The 17603-nt window shown below is 35.6% G+C and carries 13 protein-coding genes; 5 read left to right on the top strand and 8 right to left on the bottom strand.

Features of this window, described 5'->3' with window-relative positions:
- The first annotated feature begins 134 nt into the window (after positions 1–134).
- A complete protein-coding gene (locus tag QRE67_RS01040; RefSeq protein WP_286123157.1) occupies positions 135–569 on the top strand; it encodes a hypothetical protein in 435 nt (144 codons plus the stop codon).
- Between the two features lie 76 nt (positions 570–645).
- On the opposite strand, the gene QRE67_RS01035 is transcribed toward QRE67_RS01040, so the two are convergent.
- The 3 genes from QRE67_RS01035 to QRE67_RS01025 all read right to left on the bottom strand — a co-directional run bounded on the left by QRE67_RS01035 (position 646) and on the right by QRE67_RS01025 (position 5683).
- Positions 646–2226, bottom strand: a complete 1581-nt coding sequence (locus QRE67_RS01035) for an LPXTG cell wall anchor domain-containing protein (RefSeq protein WP_286123156.1) — start codon at positions 2224–2226, stop codon at positions 646–648.
- A 340-nt stretch (positions 2227–2566) separates the two neighbouring features.
- A complete protein-coding gene (locus QRE67_RS01030; protein WP_483298694.1) occupies positions 2567–3763 on the bottom strand; it encodes a multidrug effflux MFS transporter in 1197 nt (398 codons plus the stop codon).
- 201 nt (positions 3764–3964) lie between these two features.
- A complete protein-coding gene (locus QRE67_RS01025; RefSeq protein ID WP_286125163.1) occupies positions 3965–5683 on the bottom strand; it encodes a DUF3981 domain-containing protein in 1719 nt (572 codons plus the stop codon).
- Between the two features lie 136 nt (positions 5684–5819).
- On the opposite strand from QRE67_RS01025, the gene QRE67_RS01020 reads away from it, so the two are divergent.
- On the top strand, positions 5820–6134 hold the full coding sequence (locus QRE67_RS01020) for a hypothetical protein (RefSeq protein ID WP_286123154.1): 315 nt from the start codon (positions 5820–5822) through the stop codon (positions 6132–6134).
- A 252-nt stretch (positions 6135–6386) separates the two neighbouring features.
- Here the strand turns inward: QRE67_RS01020 and QRE67_RS01015 are convergent, their stop codons facing one another.
- Positions 6387–6935, bottom strand: coding sequence for an MFS transporter (locus QRE67_RS01015; protein WP_286123153.1), 549 nt, complete (start codon positions 6933–6935; stop codon positions 6387–6389).
- On the bottom strand, positions 6932–8368 hold the full coding sequence (locus QRE67_RS01010; protein ID WP_286123152.1) for an FAD-binding oxidoreductase: 1437 nt from the start codon (positions 8366–8368) through the stop codon (positions 6932–6934). The genes QRE67_RS01015 and QRE67_RS01010 overlap by 4 nt, the downstream gene beginning before the upstream one ends.
- A 655-nt stretch (positions 8369–9023) precedes the next feature.
- Between QRE67_RS01010 and QRE67_RS01005 the strand changes: the two genes are divergently transcribed.
- Positions 9024–9914 carry an endonuclease/exonuclease/phosphatase family protein gene (locus tag QRE67_RS01005; protein WP_286123151.1) on the top strand — a complete coding sequence of 297 codons (891 nt, stop codon included), beginning with the start codon at positions 9024–9026 and terminating at the stop codon, positions 9912–9914.
- A gap of 386 nt (positions 9915–10300) precedes the next feature.
- On the opposite strand, the gene QRE67_RS01000 is transcribed toward QRE67_RS01005, so the two are convergent.
- Positions 10301–11803 carry a malate:quinone oxidoreductase gene (locus QRE67_RS01000; protein WP_286123150.1) on the bottom strand — a complete coding sequence of 501 codons (1503 nt, stop codon included), beginning with the start codon at positions 11801–11803 and terminating at the stop codon, positions 10301–10303.
- 582 nt (positions 11804–12385) lie between these two features.
- Here QRE67_RS01000 and QRE67_RS00995 point away from each other — a divergent pair.
- Positions 12386–13690 carry a DUF5068 domain-containing protein gene (locus QRE67_RS00995; protein WP_286123149.1) on the top strand — a complete coding sequence of 435 codons (1305 nt, stop codon included), beginning with the start codon at positions 12386–12388 and terminating at the stop codon, positions 13688–13690.
- 540 nt (positions 13691–14230) lie between these two features.
- On the opposite strand, the gene QRE67_RS00990 is transcribed toward QRE67_RS00995, so the two are convergent.
- Both QRE67_RS00990 and QRE67_RS00985 read right to left on the bottom strand, forming a co-directional pair.
- Complete coding sequence (locus tag QRE67_RS00990) at positions 14231–14686, bottom strand: AraC family transcriptional regulator (protein WP_286123148.1); 456 nt, start codon at positions 14684–14686, stop codon at positions 14231–14233.
- A 903-nt stretch (positions 14687–15589) separates the two neighbouring features.
- Positions 15590–15850 carry an SEC-C metal-binding domain-containing protein gene (locus QRE67_RS00985; RefSeq protein WP_286123147.1) on the bottom strand — a complete coding sequence of 87 codons (261 nt, stop codon included), beginning with the start codon at positions 15848–15850 and terminating at the stop codon, positions 15590–15592.
- A 65-nt stretch (positions 15851–15915) separates the two neighbouring features.
- On the opposite strand from QRE67_RS00985, the gene QRE67_RS00980 reads away from it, so the two are divergent.
- A complete protein-coding gene (locus tag QRE67_RS00980) occupies positions 15916–17337 on the top strand; it encodes an IS4 family transposase (protein WP_286123146.1) in 1422 nt (473 codons plus the stop codon).
- Positions 17338–17603: the final 266 nt, after the last annotated feature.

Genomic DNA, 17603 nt, shown 5'->3' with positions numbered 1-17603 from the left:
ACGACTAACTTCTTCATAACTGCCTGGCTTCACCTTACAAAACTGTAAGCACACATACAGAATACACTATGTTACATTTACATATGCACACAGTAATACAACAAACCCTTTATAAAAGGAGAATACAAATATATATGTACATTACAGTGACATTTATGGAAGAGGACATTTCTGTTCTCTTCCGAGAAAAATCTCTCCACATCGAAAATACAGCGAGCCTTCATCGAATGCTAAAGAAAAAAAATGCCTCCCTTGAACTTGCACAGTACTTAAAGAAAGAACATACCAATCAATACGGTACAGTATTAAATATATCTGATGAATCACTAGCAATTGAAATCATCGGACACGTATATATTGGCAATTTTGCAAATGTATTAAAAAACATACCTCGCATACCGAAAATTACTCCTATCATCGTAGAAAAAGCTTATAAAATTACGGATCATACAGATATTATTGACTGCGGCGAAAAAGAGATCGATTCCAATCGCTGGGTATGGGATAAATTAGCGATGTTATACGACACCATTATGAACAACATGTATCACGTACTTCAAAAGAAATAAAAAAAACCCGGTAATGTCTCCACAACCGGGTTTTATAAAACGGAAAAAATCCAATATGTATCTTTACCGCGTATTATTATTTACTATCAGCCATACGACTACGCTTATATACAAACGCACCACCAGCAAGCATCACAACGCCAAGCAATGTTAACAGGTTATCACTGCTTGAAGTACCTGTTTTCGGAAGTGATTTTGTATAGTTTACCTTAGTAGGCGTTGTACTGATGTTTGTTGGTGTAACTGGTGCTGGTGGATTTTTCACCTGATTTTGGTTCGCTCCGTTAGTATCAGGATTATTATTTCCGTTCCCTTTACCATCACCATTGTTGTTTCCACCACCTGTATTCTCATCGTCTTTCTTCTTACAATCTGCTTTTTCTACTTTCTCAATTGGCAATTTTTTTGTAATTGTTTGATCCCCACGTTTTGCAGTTAACGTAACGTATAAATCTTTAAAGTCTTTTGTAGTTTCTCCAACTACTTGGAAATATAATACGGATCCTTCTCCAGCTCTCATTGCTTTAACTGGAACTGTTGCTGTGTTTCCATTCCATTTAATATCTAAGTTCATTGTTCCTTTATCAGTTCCACCTTGCAAAGAACCATCTTTTAGATAATCCGGAATTTCTCCTTGTGTATAATGATCTGGAATTGTTAATTTAATATCTTTTGGAACATCAATTTCCACATCAAAGCCCTTTAACTCATCCATTGTTAAGTTTTGAGTCGTTAATAAGAAATCTAATGTAAATTGGTTTTCCTTTAAATTCGGTACACAAGTTGTAGCTTTTGCCTTCCCTTCAAAACGTAAATCTTTATTCATCTCGGAAAAATCAAGATTCGCACTTCCTTTAATTTTGCCAAGAGATTCATATCTACCTTTATTAAGTAAATATAGTCCGATATCTTTATTTACTTCTTTTCCAGCTACATTTCCAAGCACAGGTATTTTTACATTTTTTGTAACAGTTTTTCCCGGTTCCATATCTGGCAATGGCAGTGACATAGCTTCAGAACCATCCTCAAGTTCTATGTCTCCACCTAGCCCTTCTGGGATAGAAACACCAAGATATACACCACTTACCTTTTCTTTTGAGTTATTCGTTACTGTAGCGTTCACATCTAACACATAATGATTTTTTTGTGCATCCCATGTTGCTTTTCCAGTAACATTCCCACTGAAATCAGCAATAGATATCTCATTTTTTTCGTTAGCACTATCTTTTGATTTTTCCTCAGGATGAACTGGAGGTTGGTTTGTTGGCTGTGTTACAGGATTTGTAGCTTTTGATTGTTCTTTTCCACTCTCTACCTTCGGCTCATCTTTTTGTTCTTTTTCATTATTTTTTACTGGTTCTGCTTTCTTTTCTGGAGCAGGCTGTTGTTGTTCTTTTGAAGCCGTCTTTTCTTCTTGCTTTTCATCCTTAGCTACAGTTGCAGGATTTTCTTTCTTCACTTCCACATTACCTTGTTCTTTCTCTACTTTTGGTTCGCTTACTGTTGTTGTATTCTTGATGTCATTTTGCTTCGCAGGTACCTTTTCTTGCTGCTGAACTATCGTTTCTTTTGCCGTTTCTCCAGGTGCAGCCATCGCTATGACAGGTGAAAAAGCTAAGAGCGACATTAGCGTCACAGCACTTACTTTCTTAAGCATGTAAACACTCCTCTTCCCATTTTTTCTAACTTACAGATAACAACCACCCTACATATTTAGCTACGGTCATTTCTATACCATTTGCTAATTTCATAGATTCATTGTTTATTCGGGCAACTAGAAATCTACAAGATAGAATTCATATCCATTACAAGGAAAATAATGGATAAAAACAATAAATATGTCAAAAAAGTAAGATTTATCTGTTCCTTTGATCTTCCTTAGAATTACATTTCAGTGAATAAAAAAGCTTGTCCGTCCAAAAATATAACGATAAAAAAGCCGCAACATTCTATAAGAATCGTTGCGGCTTTTTATTTTACTGCATAGGAGATTCCATCTATGCCTCTATATCATGATTCTCTCTAAGTACTGCCTGCTTTTCACTACGTTTTGCCATAAAGATATAGCATAGAATGGCGCCCACTTCACAAAGAGCAATAATAATTCCCATAGGCAGTGCTGTATGGCTACCTCCAATCCCAACTAAAGGGGCAACAAGTGCACCAGAAATAAACTGAAGCAAGCCGAGTAAAGCAGAGGCTGTTCCTGCAGCTTGTTTTTGATTTCGCATTGCTAACGAAAATCCGGTTGTGGATACAACTCCCACACTCGATACAACGAGAAATAAAGAACATAAAATGCCGATTAGTCCTGCCCCTATTACAATCATAAGGAGTAAGGAAATACCGCCAACAGCAGCAATACCAATCCCAGCTATAAATAATGTTTTCTCATCCACTTTCCCTGCTAAGCGTCCGGTAACCTGGCTTGCAATAATGATACCGATGCCATTAATTGCAAAGAACAGACTAAATTCTTGGGGAGATGCCCCGTATATATTTTGCAAAACAAATGGTGATCCGGAAATATAGGCAAACATTGCGGCTGTTACTAAACCTTGTGATAAAGCATAACCCATAAACAGGCGATCCTTCAGCAGCTTACCATACGTTGACAATGTTCCTGTTAAACCACCTGTTTCCCTCTCTTCGGGTGGCAATGTCTCTCGCAAGACAAAAGTAGATGATATCAACATGAATATACTTATCATGCCAAGAACAATAAACACACCGCGCCATGATGTGACTTGCAGCAATTGTCCTCCAATAATCGGAGCTAAAATAGGTGCCGCACCATTCACTAACATTAATAGTGAGAAAAACTTCGTCATCTCTGAACCTGAGTATAGATCACGTACCATGGCACGTGAAATAACGATACCAGCTGATCCTGAAGCTCCTTGCAAGAAACGCAAGAGGACTAAACTCCAAATGGAAGGTGCAACCGCACAAAGTAAAGAAGATGCAACATAAATGATAAGAGCAATAATAAGTGGTTTGCGTCTTCCATAAATATCACTAATTGAACCGACAAACAATTGTCCAACTGAAAGTCCCAATAAACAAGCCGTTAAACTAAGCTGAGCAAGTGAAGCGCTTGTCTGCAAGTCGTCCGTTAATGTAGGTAACGAAGGTAAATACATATCAATGGATAATGGTCCAATTGCCGTTAACGTCCCTAATACAAGAATCATCCATAACCTGTTTACTTTTACAGGCTTATATACATCGCGATTAATCTCATTCAACGATCTCAACCATCCTTTCTCTTAGTTTCATAAAGTGAACCTATCTTTTTAGTCGTAACAATTATAGTTACAACCATATTCCTTCGTCAAGTATATCGTACTTCTCTGTACAACTAAAAGAAAAAAAGCGATAGAATATCTATCGCTTTACTTTTTCAAGTTACCATTTGTAAATTTAGATACAGACGACATCGTTTCGCCAGTATCCAAATAAGTAATTTGAATTTGATCTCCCACTTCTGTAAACATCGCATAAGGGAAATCTTTTGCTGAAATCATAAATACTTTTTGCTCATTTTCTAATAATACAAAGACAATTGTGTTTTCTCCTGATTTCTCTTTATAAACACGTTGTACAACGCCTTCTTTTTGTGCTTCTTTTCCACTCGAAGTTGGACGGAATGAATCACCACTTCCAGTTAGCACACTTTTATATTTCTCAAGCGCTTCTTTTTGAGTTGAACCTGTCGCAAATACCTTTGCATTAGAAGCATAGATAACCGTATGAGCACGTACTAAGCCTCCATCATCAATAACAGGAACAATCCACGAAGGTTTGCCATATACGTTATAAATAACAGGCATTGTTCCATGCCATTTCTCTCTCTTAAATGAATTATCCACCACTTCTGTCGCAGCGGAACCATCCATAATTCCTTTTACTTGCTTCCCATTATAATACAATAATGTTCCTGTACGTGCATCCACTAATGAGTAACCTAAGGCCGAATCCACACCTTCTTTTGGTGAAGTGAAATCCGTAAAGTAATACAGTTTTCCATCCTTCCCAAAGATTGGCGTTACCCCTTCCTTCGTTCCCCATTCCGTTGGGAGCTTCACATCACTTTGCGAAAACTTCGTATTCCAAAAACCATGTATAAACTTACCGAAATACGTGTTTAACGTAGAGGCCGTTTCGTGATTCAATACACCATCGATAAATTTCGGTGCTTGACCTTTACCATATCTTTTCACTTCACCTGTTTGTGCATCAACGACAACAACGCCTTCTACTTCAAAGCCTGAGCGACCTGAAATAAATTCACCATACGTCATCGTATAATATGGCTTTCCTTTATCATCTACCTCAAACTTCGGTTTCCCTTTAAAGATTAAATTGGGTTCTGCTTTTCGAACAACACGTTCTAAATTGTTACCAAAAAACATGCTCGGCACATATTTCATTTTATAACCAACATGCAGTTTCGCTTCTGCGTCAGGATTTGTACCAGACATCGTCACATAACCCGGAATTGTTTCTGCCTTGCGCGCTTTAAAAAAGCCAGAGACTTCAATAGGAGCGACATATAATGCTTCCCCATTCACCATTTGTGGTGTGAGTTCTCCTAATTCAAAATACGCCACTTTCGGAATATCACCAAATACTTTTTTCATCTTATTTTCTGCTGTTTTGGGCGGGACCGTAAATGGTTGATCATTTTCTGTAAATGGCTCTGAAATATCCTTTTCTTCTCTTACAACAGAATCATATTTCTTTTGCGAGATTACTATATCATGTACATAGCCAAAATAGCCGTAAGATACAAGTAAAGCAAGCATCACAACTGCTTTCAATTGAACTTCCAATCTCCCTCTCTTTTCTTGAGAAAATAGGACAACTCCAATTAATACCGCGATAATGACTGCATAATGCGTAAGAATAGAATCTACACGATCATCAATTAACCAGAAATATTCATAGATTGCGATACCAACCCAAAATAAAATGGGAATGACAAGAATTGGTGCTGATTTTCTCTTTACAACCTTCTCAGCTCCGCCTGCTTTCACAGTACGAAGCGCTCCACCTCTTTTTTTCCATGGAATCAAAAATAAAGTAAGAACGGCTAAGACTAAAAATTTTATCAAGGGCAATGCTCCTTCTATTCTATATTTTCTTTCAGTATACCAAATAAGGATGAATAAGGTAAAAATGGAAAGAGAAATCAATATATAATATATGAACGACACACAATAAAACATAACTAAAGGAGAATAGAACTTGATAAAACATATACTCAGCTTCATTCTTGGAACAATTGTTATATTAATTGGTTTCTTTTGGGTCATCCCTTCCACTCTTGAAGCAATTGACAGCAACGTAAGCCATATTACTCATGAAAAAAAGTATTTTAGTAAGCTATATGAATATGATATTAACCTTTGGATGATTGCAAACCTTATATCTTTCATTTTTTGTATAATTACTTTTCTTATATTTAAGTTACCTAATTATAAGAAGAACAGAAGTACTCATATAAAAAAATATAGTCATACAGATCAGCGTAAGAAAGCAAAGAGACGACGTCGTAAATAATTATTTTTTTATAAAACAATATACATATTTCATTTTGGATAACATAAGAAGAAAACTGTGATACTCGCTATTATTTTATTTTTATTTACGATCGCCCTAATGAGTATGGGTGGGATTATGCAGGAGATTTCAAGACCTCATATGTAAATCACAAACAAAAATGCCCTACTAAGAGGGCATTTTTTAATATATAAATCAAACATTGATATAACCAATAATGTCTACATATTAAATAACTGATAGCTATTGCTATTAGTTATTTATTCCTCGACTATTTTCTCTCCAAAGTACGATACCACTCACCATATATAAAGCAGAAGCAATATAAAAGATAGTACCAATCGTTAAGAAATCCACCAAGTATCCTGTTGCAATGATGGCCACTGCAGCTCCGACCGATGTCCACACATGATATTTTCCGATTTCGTAACCCGCTTCCTTACTTTCTACTTTTCTTGCAAGCGACGTTTTTTCTGTATTTCGTTGTATAGCACCTAAACAACCCATTATAATTTGCAGAATGTAAACATGCCAAACTTCTGTCGCAACAGGAAAGCACAGCATCATAATCGCCATGGACCAAGCATATAAGATTAATAGCTTTCTATCCCCAAATCGATCCGAAACCTTCCCAACTAGTGGATAAACAAGTGCTGAAGCTAAGGCAAATAAACCATATGCCCAGCCAAACTGTGAGAAACTATCTCCTACATTGCGAAGCAATAATATGTAAAAAGGAAATACCATACTACCAGCCATCATAATAAGACTTTGTGAAACTATAAACTTTCTATATGTCATTCACCGTACTCCTTATAAAATAGATTCACAAATCGTTCTTGCGGATCATATTCTCTCTTTTTCTGGAAGAATTCATCTATACGTGGATATGCTTTTTGCAATTGCTGCTTTGTTGGATAAGAATAATACGGAAGGTAATAACTTCCCTCATGCTGCAAAGTAACATCTATCATCTTTTGAATGACTTTTTTTGTTTTCTGCACTTCAGTCTTAGAACGCCCTTGATTAATAAGAAGCACTAACGCAAACATATCATCTTTTGCATACGACAAAACCGCATTCTCGTTTTTTTCCACATAACGAACAGTAATATTAAGAAGATTTAGTTCCTCATTTTCTAGCACTTTTCGCAAATCATCTATATATGGGGAAAAATTATCGACAGGTACAAAGTATTCTTGTAAAACTTCAGTCTGATTCGGATTTTCATATTCCATAAATGCACTATCCGATCGCATTACATTATTTCGCGTTTCATAGTTTCCATCTGTGCGTTCAAAATAACTCTTTTGTATATTCCAAAACGTGTTCTTTCCCCACTCACTATATCGTGATAAACCAAGGAAGAACTTCGGCACAGCTATAATCTTTTCTTCCTTTAAATCACTATACTGCGCTCTCTGGTCTTGATTCTCTGCAAACGCGTAATCTGCTACATACATCTCTTTTAAAAACGAATCGGGAGCTACAGAGATACGTGCTAAATGCATGCGAACATTCTCATTGTTTTTCACTTGTTGCCGAAAATAAGAAGTATATTCCTGGTAATCTAGCATTTTCGTATGTATTTGATATAACTCATCGTCTGTTAACTTAAGTGTCACATCTAAAATCACGCCAAATAATCCATATCCTCCCATAATAAAGGGAAATAGCTCTGCATTTTCTTTTCTACTTACATTTTGGATTGTACCATCTGCCATTAATACCCTTAACGAATCTACCGTATCTATAAGTGCTTCATTCCTAATATCACGTCCATGCACATTGACACTTAAAGAACCGCCAACGGTAAAAATATTTTGGGATTGCATCACCTGCACTGCAAGACCATATGGATTAATCTTCTTTTGAATGTCATTCCATGTTGCACCACTTTGCACACGTATCGTTTTCTGCTTTGAATCAAATGCTAATATCTTATTATAACCTTTCATATCTAGCACCGTCCCGTTCGGATAATACGTATGTCCGCCTTGACTATGCTGCATCCCTGCAATTGAAATCTTTTCACCTGACGCATTAGCATCTTGAACCAATCTTTGTAATTCCTGTTCGTTCTCTACATTTTCAACCCGTTTAATTTTTGTCGGAAGCAACCTCCCTACATCTTTAATAACAGGATGAGATAGTTGCTTCGTGTATGTATGTACAGATGCTACTAGTAAAATTGTATATACTACAACCGCAATAGTTATTTTTCGTTTTTTCAACGCATACTCCCCTTTTTAATTAGTTATAAAATATAGAATCTTTATTCACATCACATCATATCGAATTGAAAATTCATTTATGTCTGTATTGTACCCTTTTCTAATAGGAAGGGATATCCTGGAACTTATAAAGTGAAACTTTAATCAGTGCGGGTTTTCTTCATCCCCCACCTAATTTCTTTTGCTTTTAGCAGAACTTTTGAGTGAGGTTTTTACTGCCCGCAAATAGCGGCATAAAAAAGAGACGCCTTTTAGAAAGGCACCTCTTTTGAATCGATAACTATATAAATCCATTTTGATTTTTCGACATATAGCCGCGGCTATGGATAACAAAAGGTGACCTGTACTCGTTTTCTCTCTTTGTTTTCACTATGCCTGGGCAGGAAAAGGATCTGTGACCGCTTCTATGCATGGCCGGATGCTCTCTCCCACCTAAAAAGAAGGGTTTTATGTCGGTTTTTTAATTTGTATTTATATATTTTTAATAAAAAGTTCTGTTAAAGGATACTATTGTTTTTGTTTGCATACGGGTTTTTCAATTCTCTCAAATTTAAGAGATCTTTACACCAATTTTACAAGATTTTTATATTTCGACAATACAAGTAGTTTATTCTTTAAAAGTAGTTTTATAGAAAATTTTGAGAGGGTGTTAGACTTGTTTAAAAAATCATTTGTTTTTGCTTTTATTTTATTGCTATCCATGATTCCTATGTTCTCGTACAACAGTAAAACGCTTGCGGCAGAACCTCCAATGTTTGAAAGAGGTAATGAGACTGACATTAAAGTTATGTCTTATAATATTCATCATGGAGAAGGCGTAGATGCCATTTTGGATTTGAAAAGAATTGCAGACATTATTAAACAATCGGGCGCTGATATCATTGGTTTGCAAGAAGTAGATAAGCATTTTTCCGAGCGCAGTAATTTCGAAGATCAAGTGAAATGGTTGGCAAATTATTTAGGAATGAAATATACATATGCTGCAAATCTTGACTATGAACCTTTACCAGGAGAAGAACACCGTCGGCAATACGGAACGGCCGCGTTAAGTAAATATCCTATCCTTTCTTCCAAAAATCATCTACTTACTAATATTCCATATCCAGTGAATCCGACAGAGCAACGTGGTCTTTTGGAGACTGTGATTAATGTGAAAGGAAACCATATTCGTTTCTACAATACTCACCTTGATAACAAAAGAGCCGAGCAAAGAGATCTACAAATCCAGGAAATACTGGAGATTGCAAAACAAAAAGAAAGAACAAGCATCTTTGCAGGAGACTTCAATGCTACACCTGAAAGTCCAGAAATTCTGAAGATGACTGCACAGTATAAAGACGTATTTGCCGAACTCGATCAAAATGAGGACTTTACTATTCCTGTAGATAAACCAAATCGTCGCATCGACTATATTTTCACTTCTGAAGATGTCAAAATTTGTACTGGGGAAGTTATAAACACTTTTGCATCTGATCATTTACCAATTACTGCAGAGCTCATGCTGACAAAAAAAACGCCATTTAATAATGGATTAGGTAAGAACTAACCCCTAATAAGTATCTACCGATAATCCGGATTATATGTGTAGCTTTTAAATAAAGTTTGATCAAATTAATGTTATTTGAAGAGGAACGTAAGATATTACTAGACTTTTTCCATAAAAGGGACTAAAGCTTCATCTGCGTCTGCTTCCACAGTTAAAGGAATCAATAAGTAGTAAAAAAGGATCTTCGACTGGAAGATCCTTTTAGTATGCCCGTTTCTAATAATCGGATTGTATGAATTTCTCTTATAGAAAACCAATTTTTTATTTTATCTCTGTTTTTTCAATCATTGCCTTTTCAATCTCTTCATTATAGAAACAATTGTCCATTGATGAAAAATGTTGTTTAAACTTTTTCATTAAATACCTTTGTTTCTACATCCAAAGAATTAACTATAGACCAGTTCTTTTTCGCTCAGATCAAGCGTCTGTGCTGTTGAAGTATGAATTTCTTGGAAAAGCTCTGGATTTTCCACTAGTGACACGCCATAAGAAGGAATCATTTCTTGTATTTTCGGTTCCCACTCTTTCATATGTTGTGGGAAGCATTTTTCTAATACCTCAAGCATAACGTGAACGGCAGTAGAAGCACCCGGAGAAGCGCCGAGCAATGCAGCTATCGAGCCATCAGTAGCACTAATAACTTCCGTACCAAATTGAAGTGTTCCTTTACCACCGGCATCAGTATCTTTGATAACTTGCACACGTTGGCCCGCTACCACTATATCCCAATCCTCACTTTTGGCGCTCGGAATAAACTCGCGTAATTCTTCCATGCGCTTTTCATTCGATAACATAACTTGCTGGATCAGGTATTTTGTCAATGCCATCTCTTTTACGCCTGCCGCCAACATAGTGAAGACATTATTCGGTTTTACGGAACCTATCAAATCAAAATTCGAACCAGTTTTTAAGAACTTTGGTGAGAATCCGGCAAACGGTCCAAACAGCAATGTTTTTTTGTTGTCGATATACCTTGTATCAAGATGCGGAACAGACATTGGAGGAGCACCAACCTTAGCTTTACCGTATACTTTTGCATGATGCTGCTCTACAACTTCCGGATTGTTACATACCATAAATAGTCCGCTTACCGGGAACCCTCCAATATGTTTTGACTCAGGAATACCGGTTTTTTGTAGTAAAGGCAGACTTCCGCCCCCACCGCCGATAAAGATGAATTTTGCAGTATGGTATTCGATTTTACCGCTATCGATATCATGCACTTTCACTTCCCACGATCCGTCACTAGTACGTTTAATATCCTGGACACTATGCTTATAGTTTATCTCGACGTTTTTACTCTGTAAGTGGTCAAACAACATGCGTGTTAAAGCACCAAAGTTGACATCCGTTCCAGAGTCGATTTTTGTTGCCGCTATCGGTTCATTCGATGTACGGTCTTCCATGATAAGTGGAATCCATTCTTTCAGTTTTTCAGGGTCATCGGAAAATCCCATCCCTTGAAACAAACGATTGTTTGAAAGCGCTTCAAAACGTTTTTTCAAAAACGTTACATTTTTCTCCCCTTGTACTAAACTTATATGAGGTATTGGCATGATAAAGTCCTGCGGATTACGAATCAGATTGCTGTTTACAAGATAAGACCAAAACTGTCTTGAAAGCTGGAACTGTTCATTAATTTTTACAGCTTTACTAATATCTATAGATCCGTCAGATTTTTCGGATGTATAGTTAAGCTCGCACAGTGCAGAATGACCCGTACCCGCATTATTCCATTCGTTAGAGCTTTCTTCTCCTGCGTTTGCGAGTTTCTCAAACACTTTGATTTCCCATTCAGGTGCTAACTCTTTCAGTAATGATCCCAAAGTCGCACTCATGATTCCGGCACCAATTAAGATAACGTCTGTTTTTTTCTGCATGTTGCTCATTATAATCTTCCCCATCCCCTATATTTTCAAAAAAGAGTAGGCACTCCTGCTTAGATGTCACAAAAAGCAAGGCGCCACCTAGACCCCACCTAGAAACATATCTTTTCTGCCTCAATTATAATCATATCATAATCTATTATAATCTTTTATAAATTAAAACATCTACTATTATCTGATAATTATAAACCATTTAGAGCTGATAAAAAAGTGAGAAGTCCATCCACAAGGCCCTAGGAACACACAAAAACCAAGCCTTTAACTCAGGCTTCTTGCAAGGGTTAAGGCTTTTGTTTGCCGTTACCAGTGAACCGGCACCCTCTAATTTTCGCCGTTACTTGTGGTATGGTTCTCCGCACTTAATAGAGAGTAAAACGTTTAAAAAGGAAATTTTATACTGTGTCATAAGGTTTGCTTTTTGAGAGATATGTTTATCCACTTGGATGGTGCAAGGTACTAGAAAAAGCTGGTAAAAGGTAAAGCTTTTTTCTATAATGAAACGTAGAAATGATAGGGAGGGATATAACCAATTATTTGATTGTGTAGATTAAAAGTTTAATAGAGAAAAAAACAGGGGGAAGAGGAATGTCAAAAAAAATAATATCTTTATTTTCTGTCGTGATGGTTGCAGCCTTTATGATAACTGGCTGTGGTGAAAGTGACAAAGCAAATAAAGATCAAAAAGAGAATGTGACAAAAGAAAGTAAGGCAGAGGAAACGGATACAGCAAAAGAAAATAAAGCAGAAGAGACGGATACAGCAAAAGAGAAAGAATCTGAAGATAAAAACACTGAAGATACGGCAGTTAACTCAAACAATTATTCAAAGCTTATCTCATATATGGAGAAAGAAACAAAAGGTAAAACGAAAGTCCTTTATGAAAACAAAGAACCGCAAGTACATAAATTAAACGATGTTTCAGTATCTCTTGATAGCTATACATTAGTTGAATTGAATGGTTTTCATACCGATTTTAATATTCCTTTTAACGATCAAACAGATGGTGGGGTTATTCTTGCACACTATAGTGTAAAGAATAATTCGAATAAAGATGTTTATTATATGCCAACCTTAGACATGTCATTTACAGGCGCTCAGAAGGCTTACAGTAACTATAAAGATTTAATTCCAAATGAAGATCAATTATCTGTAAAATTGTCTCCAAACAATGATTATTTAGTAAAAGCAGGGGAAACCGTTTCTGGTTATGTTGCTTATCCATTCGGTAAAGATGATTTAACAAAAATTTTGGAGCTATCAACGGTATCAGTCGACGTTCCTAACGCGCAAGCTAATAAAGGAAAATTTGACGCTCCAATCGGAAGTCCGGGGAAATTTGCGTTAAGTTTAAATAAACAAGGTACTGAAAAGGTTGCAGCAGATAAAACTTTTTATCAAGATAAAGTAACCGTTAATAACATGGGCGAGAAGAACATGCTAAAAGAGAAATCAAACATTAATAAAAGTGAACAATTAGGTGATGTCAATGCTACATTAGATGGATACCAATTCACCAAATTCACGCCAAATTCCGTTGAAGCTCCACGGTTTGAAAATTTCAAAAATGGCATTGTTTTATTGACAGTCCAATTTAAACTCGATAACAAAGGGTCTGAAGATATTGCGTTGTCTCCAATAAGTTCTACACTAAAAGTGAATGATGGCGTGCAGTATACAATCAGCGAAGGCATGTTGCTGAATTACACCTCTAATGATTTGATCAAAGCCGGAACATCTGGCGATTTATTACAGGTTTACACCTTAGATCAGGAGCAGTATGAAAAGATTTGGAAAGACAAAAGCTTTGAGATCGAATTAGGACCTATGAGAAATAAAGAGGTAAAAGACATTTCACAAGGGAAAAAAGTGAAATTCACATTATCGAAATAGAGCAGCAGCAAGAGAAGCCGGGGTGAGGTTGTTTCCTCACCCCAGCCAATGCAATTCATAAAAGTGAATTTTTTATTCCATTTTATAATTTTTTTATTTAAGCTACACCGTAGATTTATTACTCCCTCAATTGATGTATCTTGATAATCCTATTTTTCAATACACTGACCTTGATTATATGGAGTAAGGACAAATGACTGTTTTTCATTAAGAAAGGGAACTTCTCTATGTTCCCTTTTCTACTTTAAACTTTAAAAGTATTAATATTTAGGAATATAGACAGAGATAATATTACTCCATGTTTCAATATTATCTCTTAAACCAAACATTCGTTGCCCAATTATATGTTGTTCCGCAAATTCTTTTAGCTCATAGCCTAATTGGAAAATGAATTTAGTTACGGTGAAAATATTACAAATTTTAAGGGAAGCTATTTTTATCTCCCTTAATTCACATTTTATGAAAAACATGCATTAACTCAACCAGACATTATGCTCGTTTTGTTCAATCAAACAAATTGGAATTTATCCAATTACTACTTTAATATACGGGTACACAAATTTCACAATGATGATTATTAACCATTTTGACTACATACCTTTCGATGATTGGTCTTGCTTCATCAAATTGATATCCTTGCCTTGATAATTCTGGAAAAATATCAATCCACGCTTTCTGAACTGCTTCTGCTGTATGATTAATTTTAAAAACAGCATATTTTCCTCCAACAATATTACCTTCTCTTACATAGCCATCAGTTACTGAATAGTCGTTTGAAACAACTATGCAGGTATCATAACGACAGTTTTCAGGTTTAGTAGTTTCAGGATTATCCTGAGCAATTCCAAGAATTATGGATTCGTCATTAAATAAATGGTTAGATTTTGCCCATTCTTTTAATTTTTCCATTGTTCGCACATTATTAATTCCATAAGGGCCAATCTGCCTTATGTAAGCAATCCGATATGCTGGAATCTTTTCAATCATAATATCCATGATTTGTTTGCCTCCTTTAAAGAATAACTAACTTGTTCATTACAAGATTACTACGATATAAAATAGAATACACAGCATTTTTTAAAATTGTTGACATACATTTCAAATATTTACATTTATCATTTTCTAATAGGTTAGTCTCCTTAAAATTCTATTAATATATTCCCCTATTATTTTGTCCTTCCCTCCCCAAATTAGGCTCAGCCTCTTCCCCTCTTCTCTCTCGGATACCAACTTAGTTACAGTAGGGAATAACGAAATTACATGGGAACCAAGAAAGTTACAGGGAGACATCCAGACTGTCGATTAGGTGTGTTTATAATTAAATTGGAAAACCCTAAAATATCAGTAAAGCAAACTATCGATTCTAGCAAACTCGGATTATCAGAATTATATTTGGGTAACATACTTATCTCATCCTTTTTCTGAATAATAAAAATAACCTCTTACGGATACCATACCCAAAGAGGTTATTTTTTATCAAACTTTATTACAAATTATCAATCTTTATTTTAAGTTATCAAACTTTGTTTTAAATGATCAATCTTTTTTACAAAGCCACAAATTGTAGGTGTTGAAAAAAGTTTGATCAAAATTTAGCTCTTTGGCATTTTACCCACATTCATTTTTTTTAAAAAAGTTTGATCATTTTATTTAATATATCTTTTTTTGTCCCGTAGATAAATCAGTTGTACTGAAGTATCCATTTCTTATATCTACTTTGCCTTCTAGGTCTAATTAATCTTTTATAAGTAGAAAACGTGGCAAATATGTAATTTTCCATATCTGAGCCACGTTTTTATCCTATTGCAGTTTTTACACGAATCGTTTCCGTACCCCATCGCCATCAAGTTAACAAAATCAAGATACCCCCAAACCGAAAAAATGAAGGTATTTCGTTTTTTATATGTCCAACTCAACTTCTTTGTTCATGCAACAAAACTTGTATTTCTTCCCACTGTTACAAGGGCAATTCTCATAAATATTTGCTGGTCTGGAGCAATCTTTGATTGCTTTTTTTAAATCCGATATATCTTCGTTGAATTCTAGCCCAACTATGTAGTAAAAATTGTATGCCTCACAAATCGCAGCCACTTTCTCTGCTCTTGTTTGAGACGAAACCTTTACGATGATGGGATGTTCTTTCGAACCTAGTGGATACATGTCTGATTCCCTCTTTCCTTTTTCTTTCTATTGTATAAAATTTAAGAAAAAGTGGAGGAATATCTATGAAAAAATTTTCTAGTTCTCAAGTGTTTCGACTGCTTGCAGAGGAATTACAACGTAGCTTTTCACCACAAGCATTAACCGAACTTGCCAAACAAACTCAGTTTGTTCAACGTACGAGTAAATTTCGGGCACAAGATCTATCTTCATTATGTATTGGGATGGGACAAGATACTGCGAGTCATTCTCTGGCTCGATTATGTGGCATTTTAGAATCAGAAACAGGTGTCCTTATCAGTCCGGAAGGACTGAATCTCAGGCTAAATACAAAAGCAGTAGAATTTTTACGCTCTCTATTCTCACGGTTATTACAAAAACAATTGTTATCCACGATGCCTCTTCCTTCTTCTTTTTCAGCATACTTTCGTCGTATTCGGATTCTAGATGCTACCACATTTCAAGTCTCGAACCAACTTGCAGCGTCCTATCCTGGATCTGGAGGAAGCGGGAAGGCTTCGGGTGTGAAAATACAACTAGAATATGATTTGCTGAGTGGACAGTTTTTACATGTTGAAGTGGGACCTGGCAAACAAAATGATGTGAATTATGGAAAAGAAGTTCAACATACTGTTGATTTACAAGACCTATGCATACGAGATTTAGGTTATTTTAGTTTAATTGATTTAGATGCGATACAGCAAAAAGGGGCCTACTACTTATCTCGACTAAAAATGAATACCAAACTATTTCAAAAAAATGAGCATATCCTTGCTTTTAAAAACGGATCCATCAAGAAGAAATATCAATACACAATGATTGATTTAGAAGCCATTATGGATCAGCTACAGCCAGGTGAATGCTATGAAATTCCTGTTGTTTACATTGGTCGTGATTATGGACTTCCAGCACGCGCCGTGATTTACAAGCTAACTCCTGAGCAAGAAGCACAACGTAGAAAAGATCGTGCATATAAAGAGAAAAAGAAAAGGATAACTTTTAGCGATCGAATTAAAAAATTGCAAGGAATCAATGTGTATGTGACTAATATTCCATCGGAATATGTTTCAAAAGAAGCGATTCATGAATTCTACTCCCTTCGTTGGCAAATCGAAATCATTTTTAAAACATGGAAATCGATTTTTCGTATTCATCACAATACAAATATAAAAAAGGAACGGTTAGAGTGTCATATCTATGGAAAATTAATTGCGCTCTTATTATCTTCTACAGTGATGTTCCAGATGCGACAATTACTACTGGCTAAAAAACAAAAAGAACTGAGTGAATGGAAAGCCATGTATATGATTCATGATTACTTTCGAGTACTATATCAACAAATGCAACATCAATCGAATCAGTTAGCAAAAAGTTTTCTTCGCTTGTTTCATTTACTTGATAAAAATGGACAGAAGTCACATCGATATCGAAAGAAAACGGTGTTTGATATCTTAGGTATTGCATACGTACAACATCTATCAAAATAAAAATGAAATAGTTTAAAAAAATTTAGCCCTTAAGGGTTATTTAGCATACCATTTTTTCTGTATACCTCTTTTTACTGAAGTGTTACAAAGAAAATTTTACATATTTCTGTATTATGTTTTCCTTAGCTTGATGGCGATGTTTCCGTACCCCTACAAAGGTACAGGGAGCTTAATGCCATAACGTTGCTATACAATTGTAAGTCAATGTAGTTGCTAGAGTATTATACAGTGGAAATTCACATGGAAATCATAGAGCTACAATCACA

Source organism: Bacillus sp. DX3.1 (assembly GCF_030292155.1).
Lineage (GTDB): Bacteria > Bacillota > Bacilli > Bacillales > Bacillaceae_G > Bacillus_A.
This window is presented reverse-complemented; position numbering and strand designations above follow the sequence as displayed.

Bases quoted from the DNA above. Each gene is read 5' to 3' on its own strand.
- QRE67_RS01040 (WP_286123157.1), top strand. From the start codon at position 135: ATGTACATTACAGTGACATTTATGGAAGAGGACATTTCTGTTCTCTTC.
- QRE67_RS01035 (WP_286123156.1), bottom strand. From the start codon at position 2,226: ATGCTTAAGAAAGTAAGTGCTGTGACGCTAATGTCGCTCTTAGCTTTT.
- QRE67_RS01030 (WP_483298694.1), bottom strand. From the start codon at position 3,763: ATGATTCTTGTATTAGGGACGTTAACGGCAATTGGACCATTATCCATT.
- QRE67_RS01015 (WP_286123153.1), bottom strand. From the start codon at position 6,935: ATGACATATAGAAAGTTTATAGTTTCACAAAGTCTTATTATGATGGCT.
- QRE67_RS01000 (WP_286123150.1), bottom strand. From the start codon at position 11,803: ATGAGCAACATGCAGAAAAAAACAGACGTTATCTTAATTGGTGCCGGA.
- QRE67_RS00995 (WP_286123149.1), top strand. From the start codon at position 12,386: ATGTCAAAAAAAATAATATCTTTATTTTCTGTCGTGATGGTTGCAGCC.
- QRE67_RS00990 (WP_286123148.1), bottom strand. From the start codon at position 14,686: ATGGATATTATGATTGAAAAGATTCCAGCATATCGGATTGCTTACATA.
- QRE67_RS00985 (WP_286123147.1), bottom strand. From the start codon at position 15,850: ATGTATCCACTAGGTTCGAAAGAACATCCCATCATCGTAAAGGTTTCG.
- QRE67_RS00980 (WP_286123146.1), top strand. From the start codon at position 15,916: ATGAAAAAATTTTCTAGTTCTCAAGTGTTTCGACTGCTTGCAGAGGAA.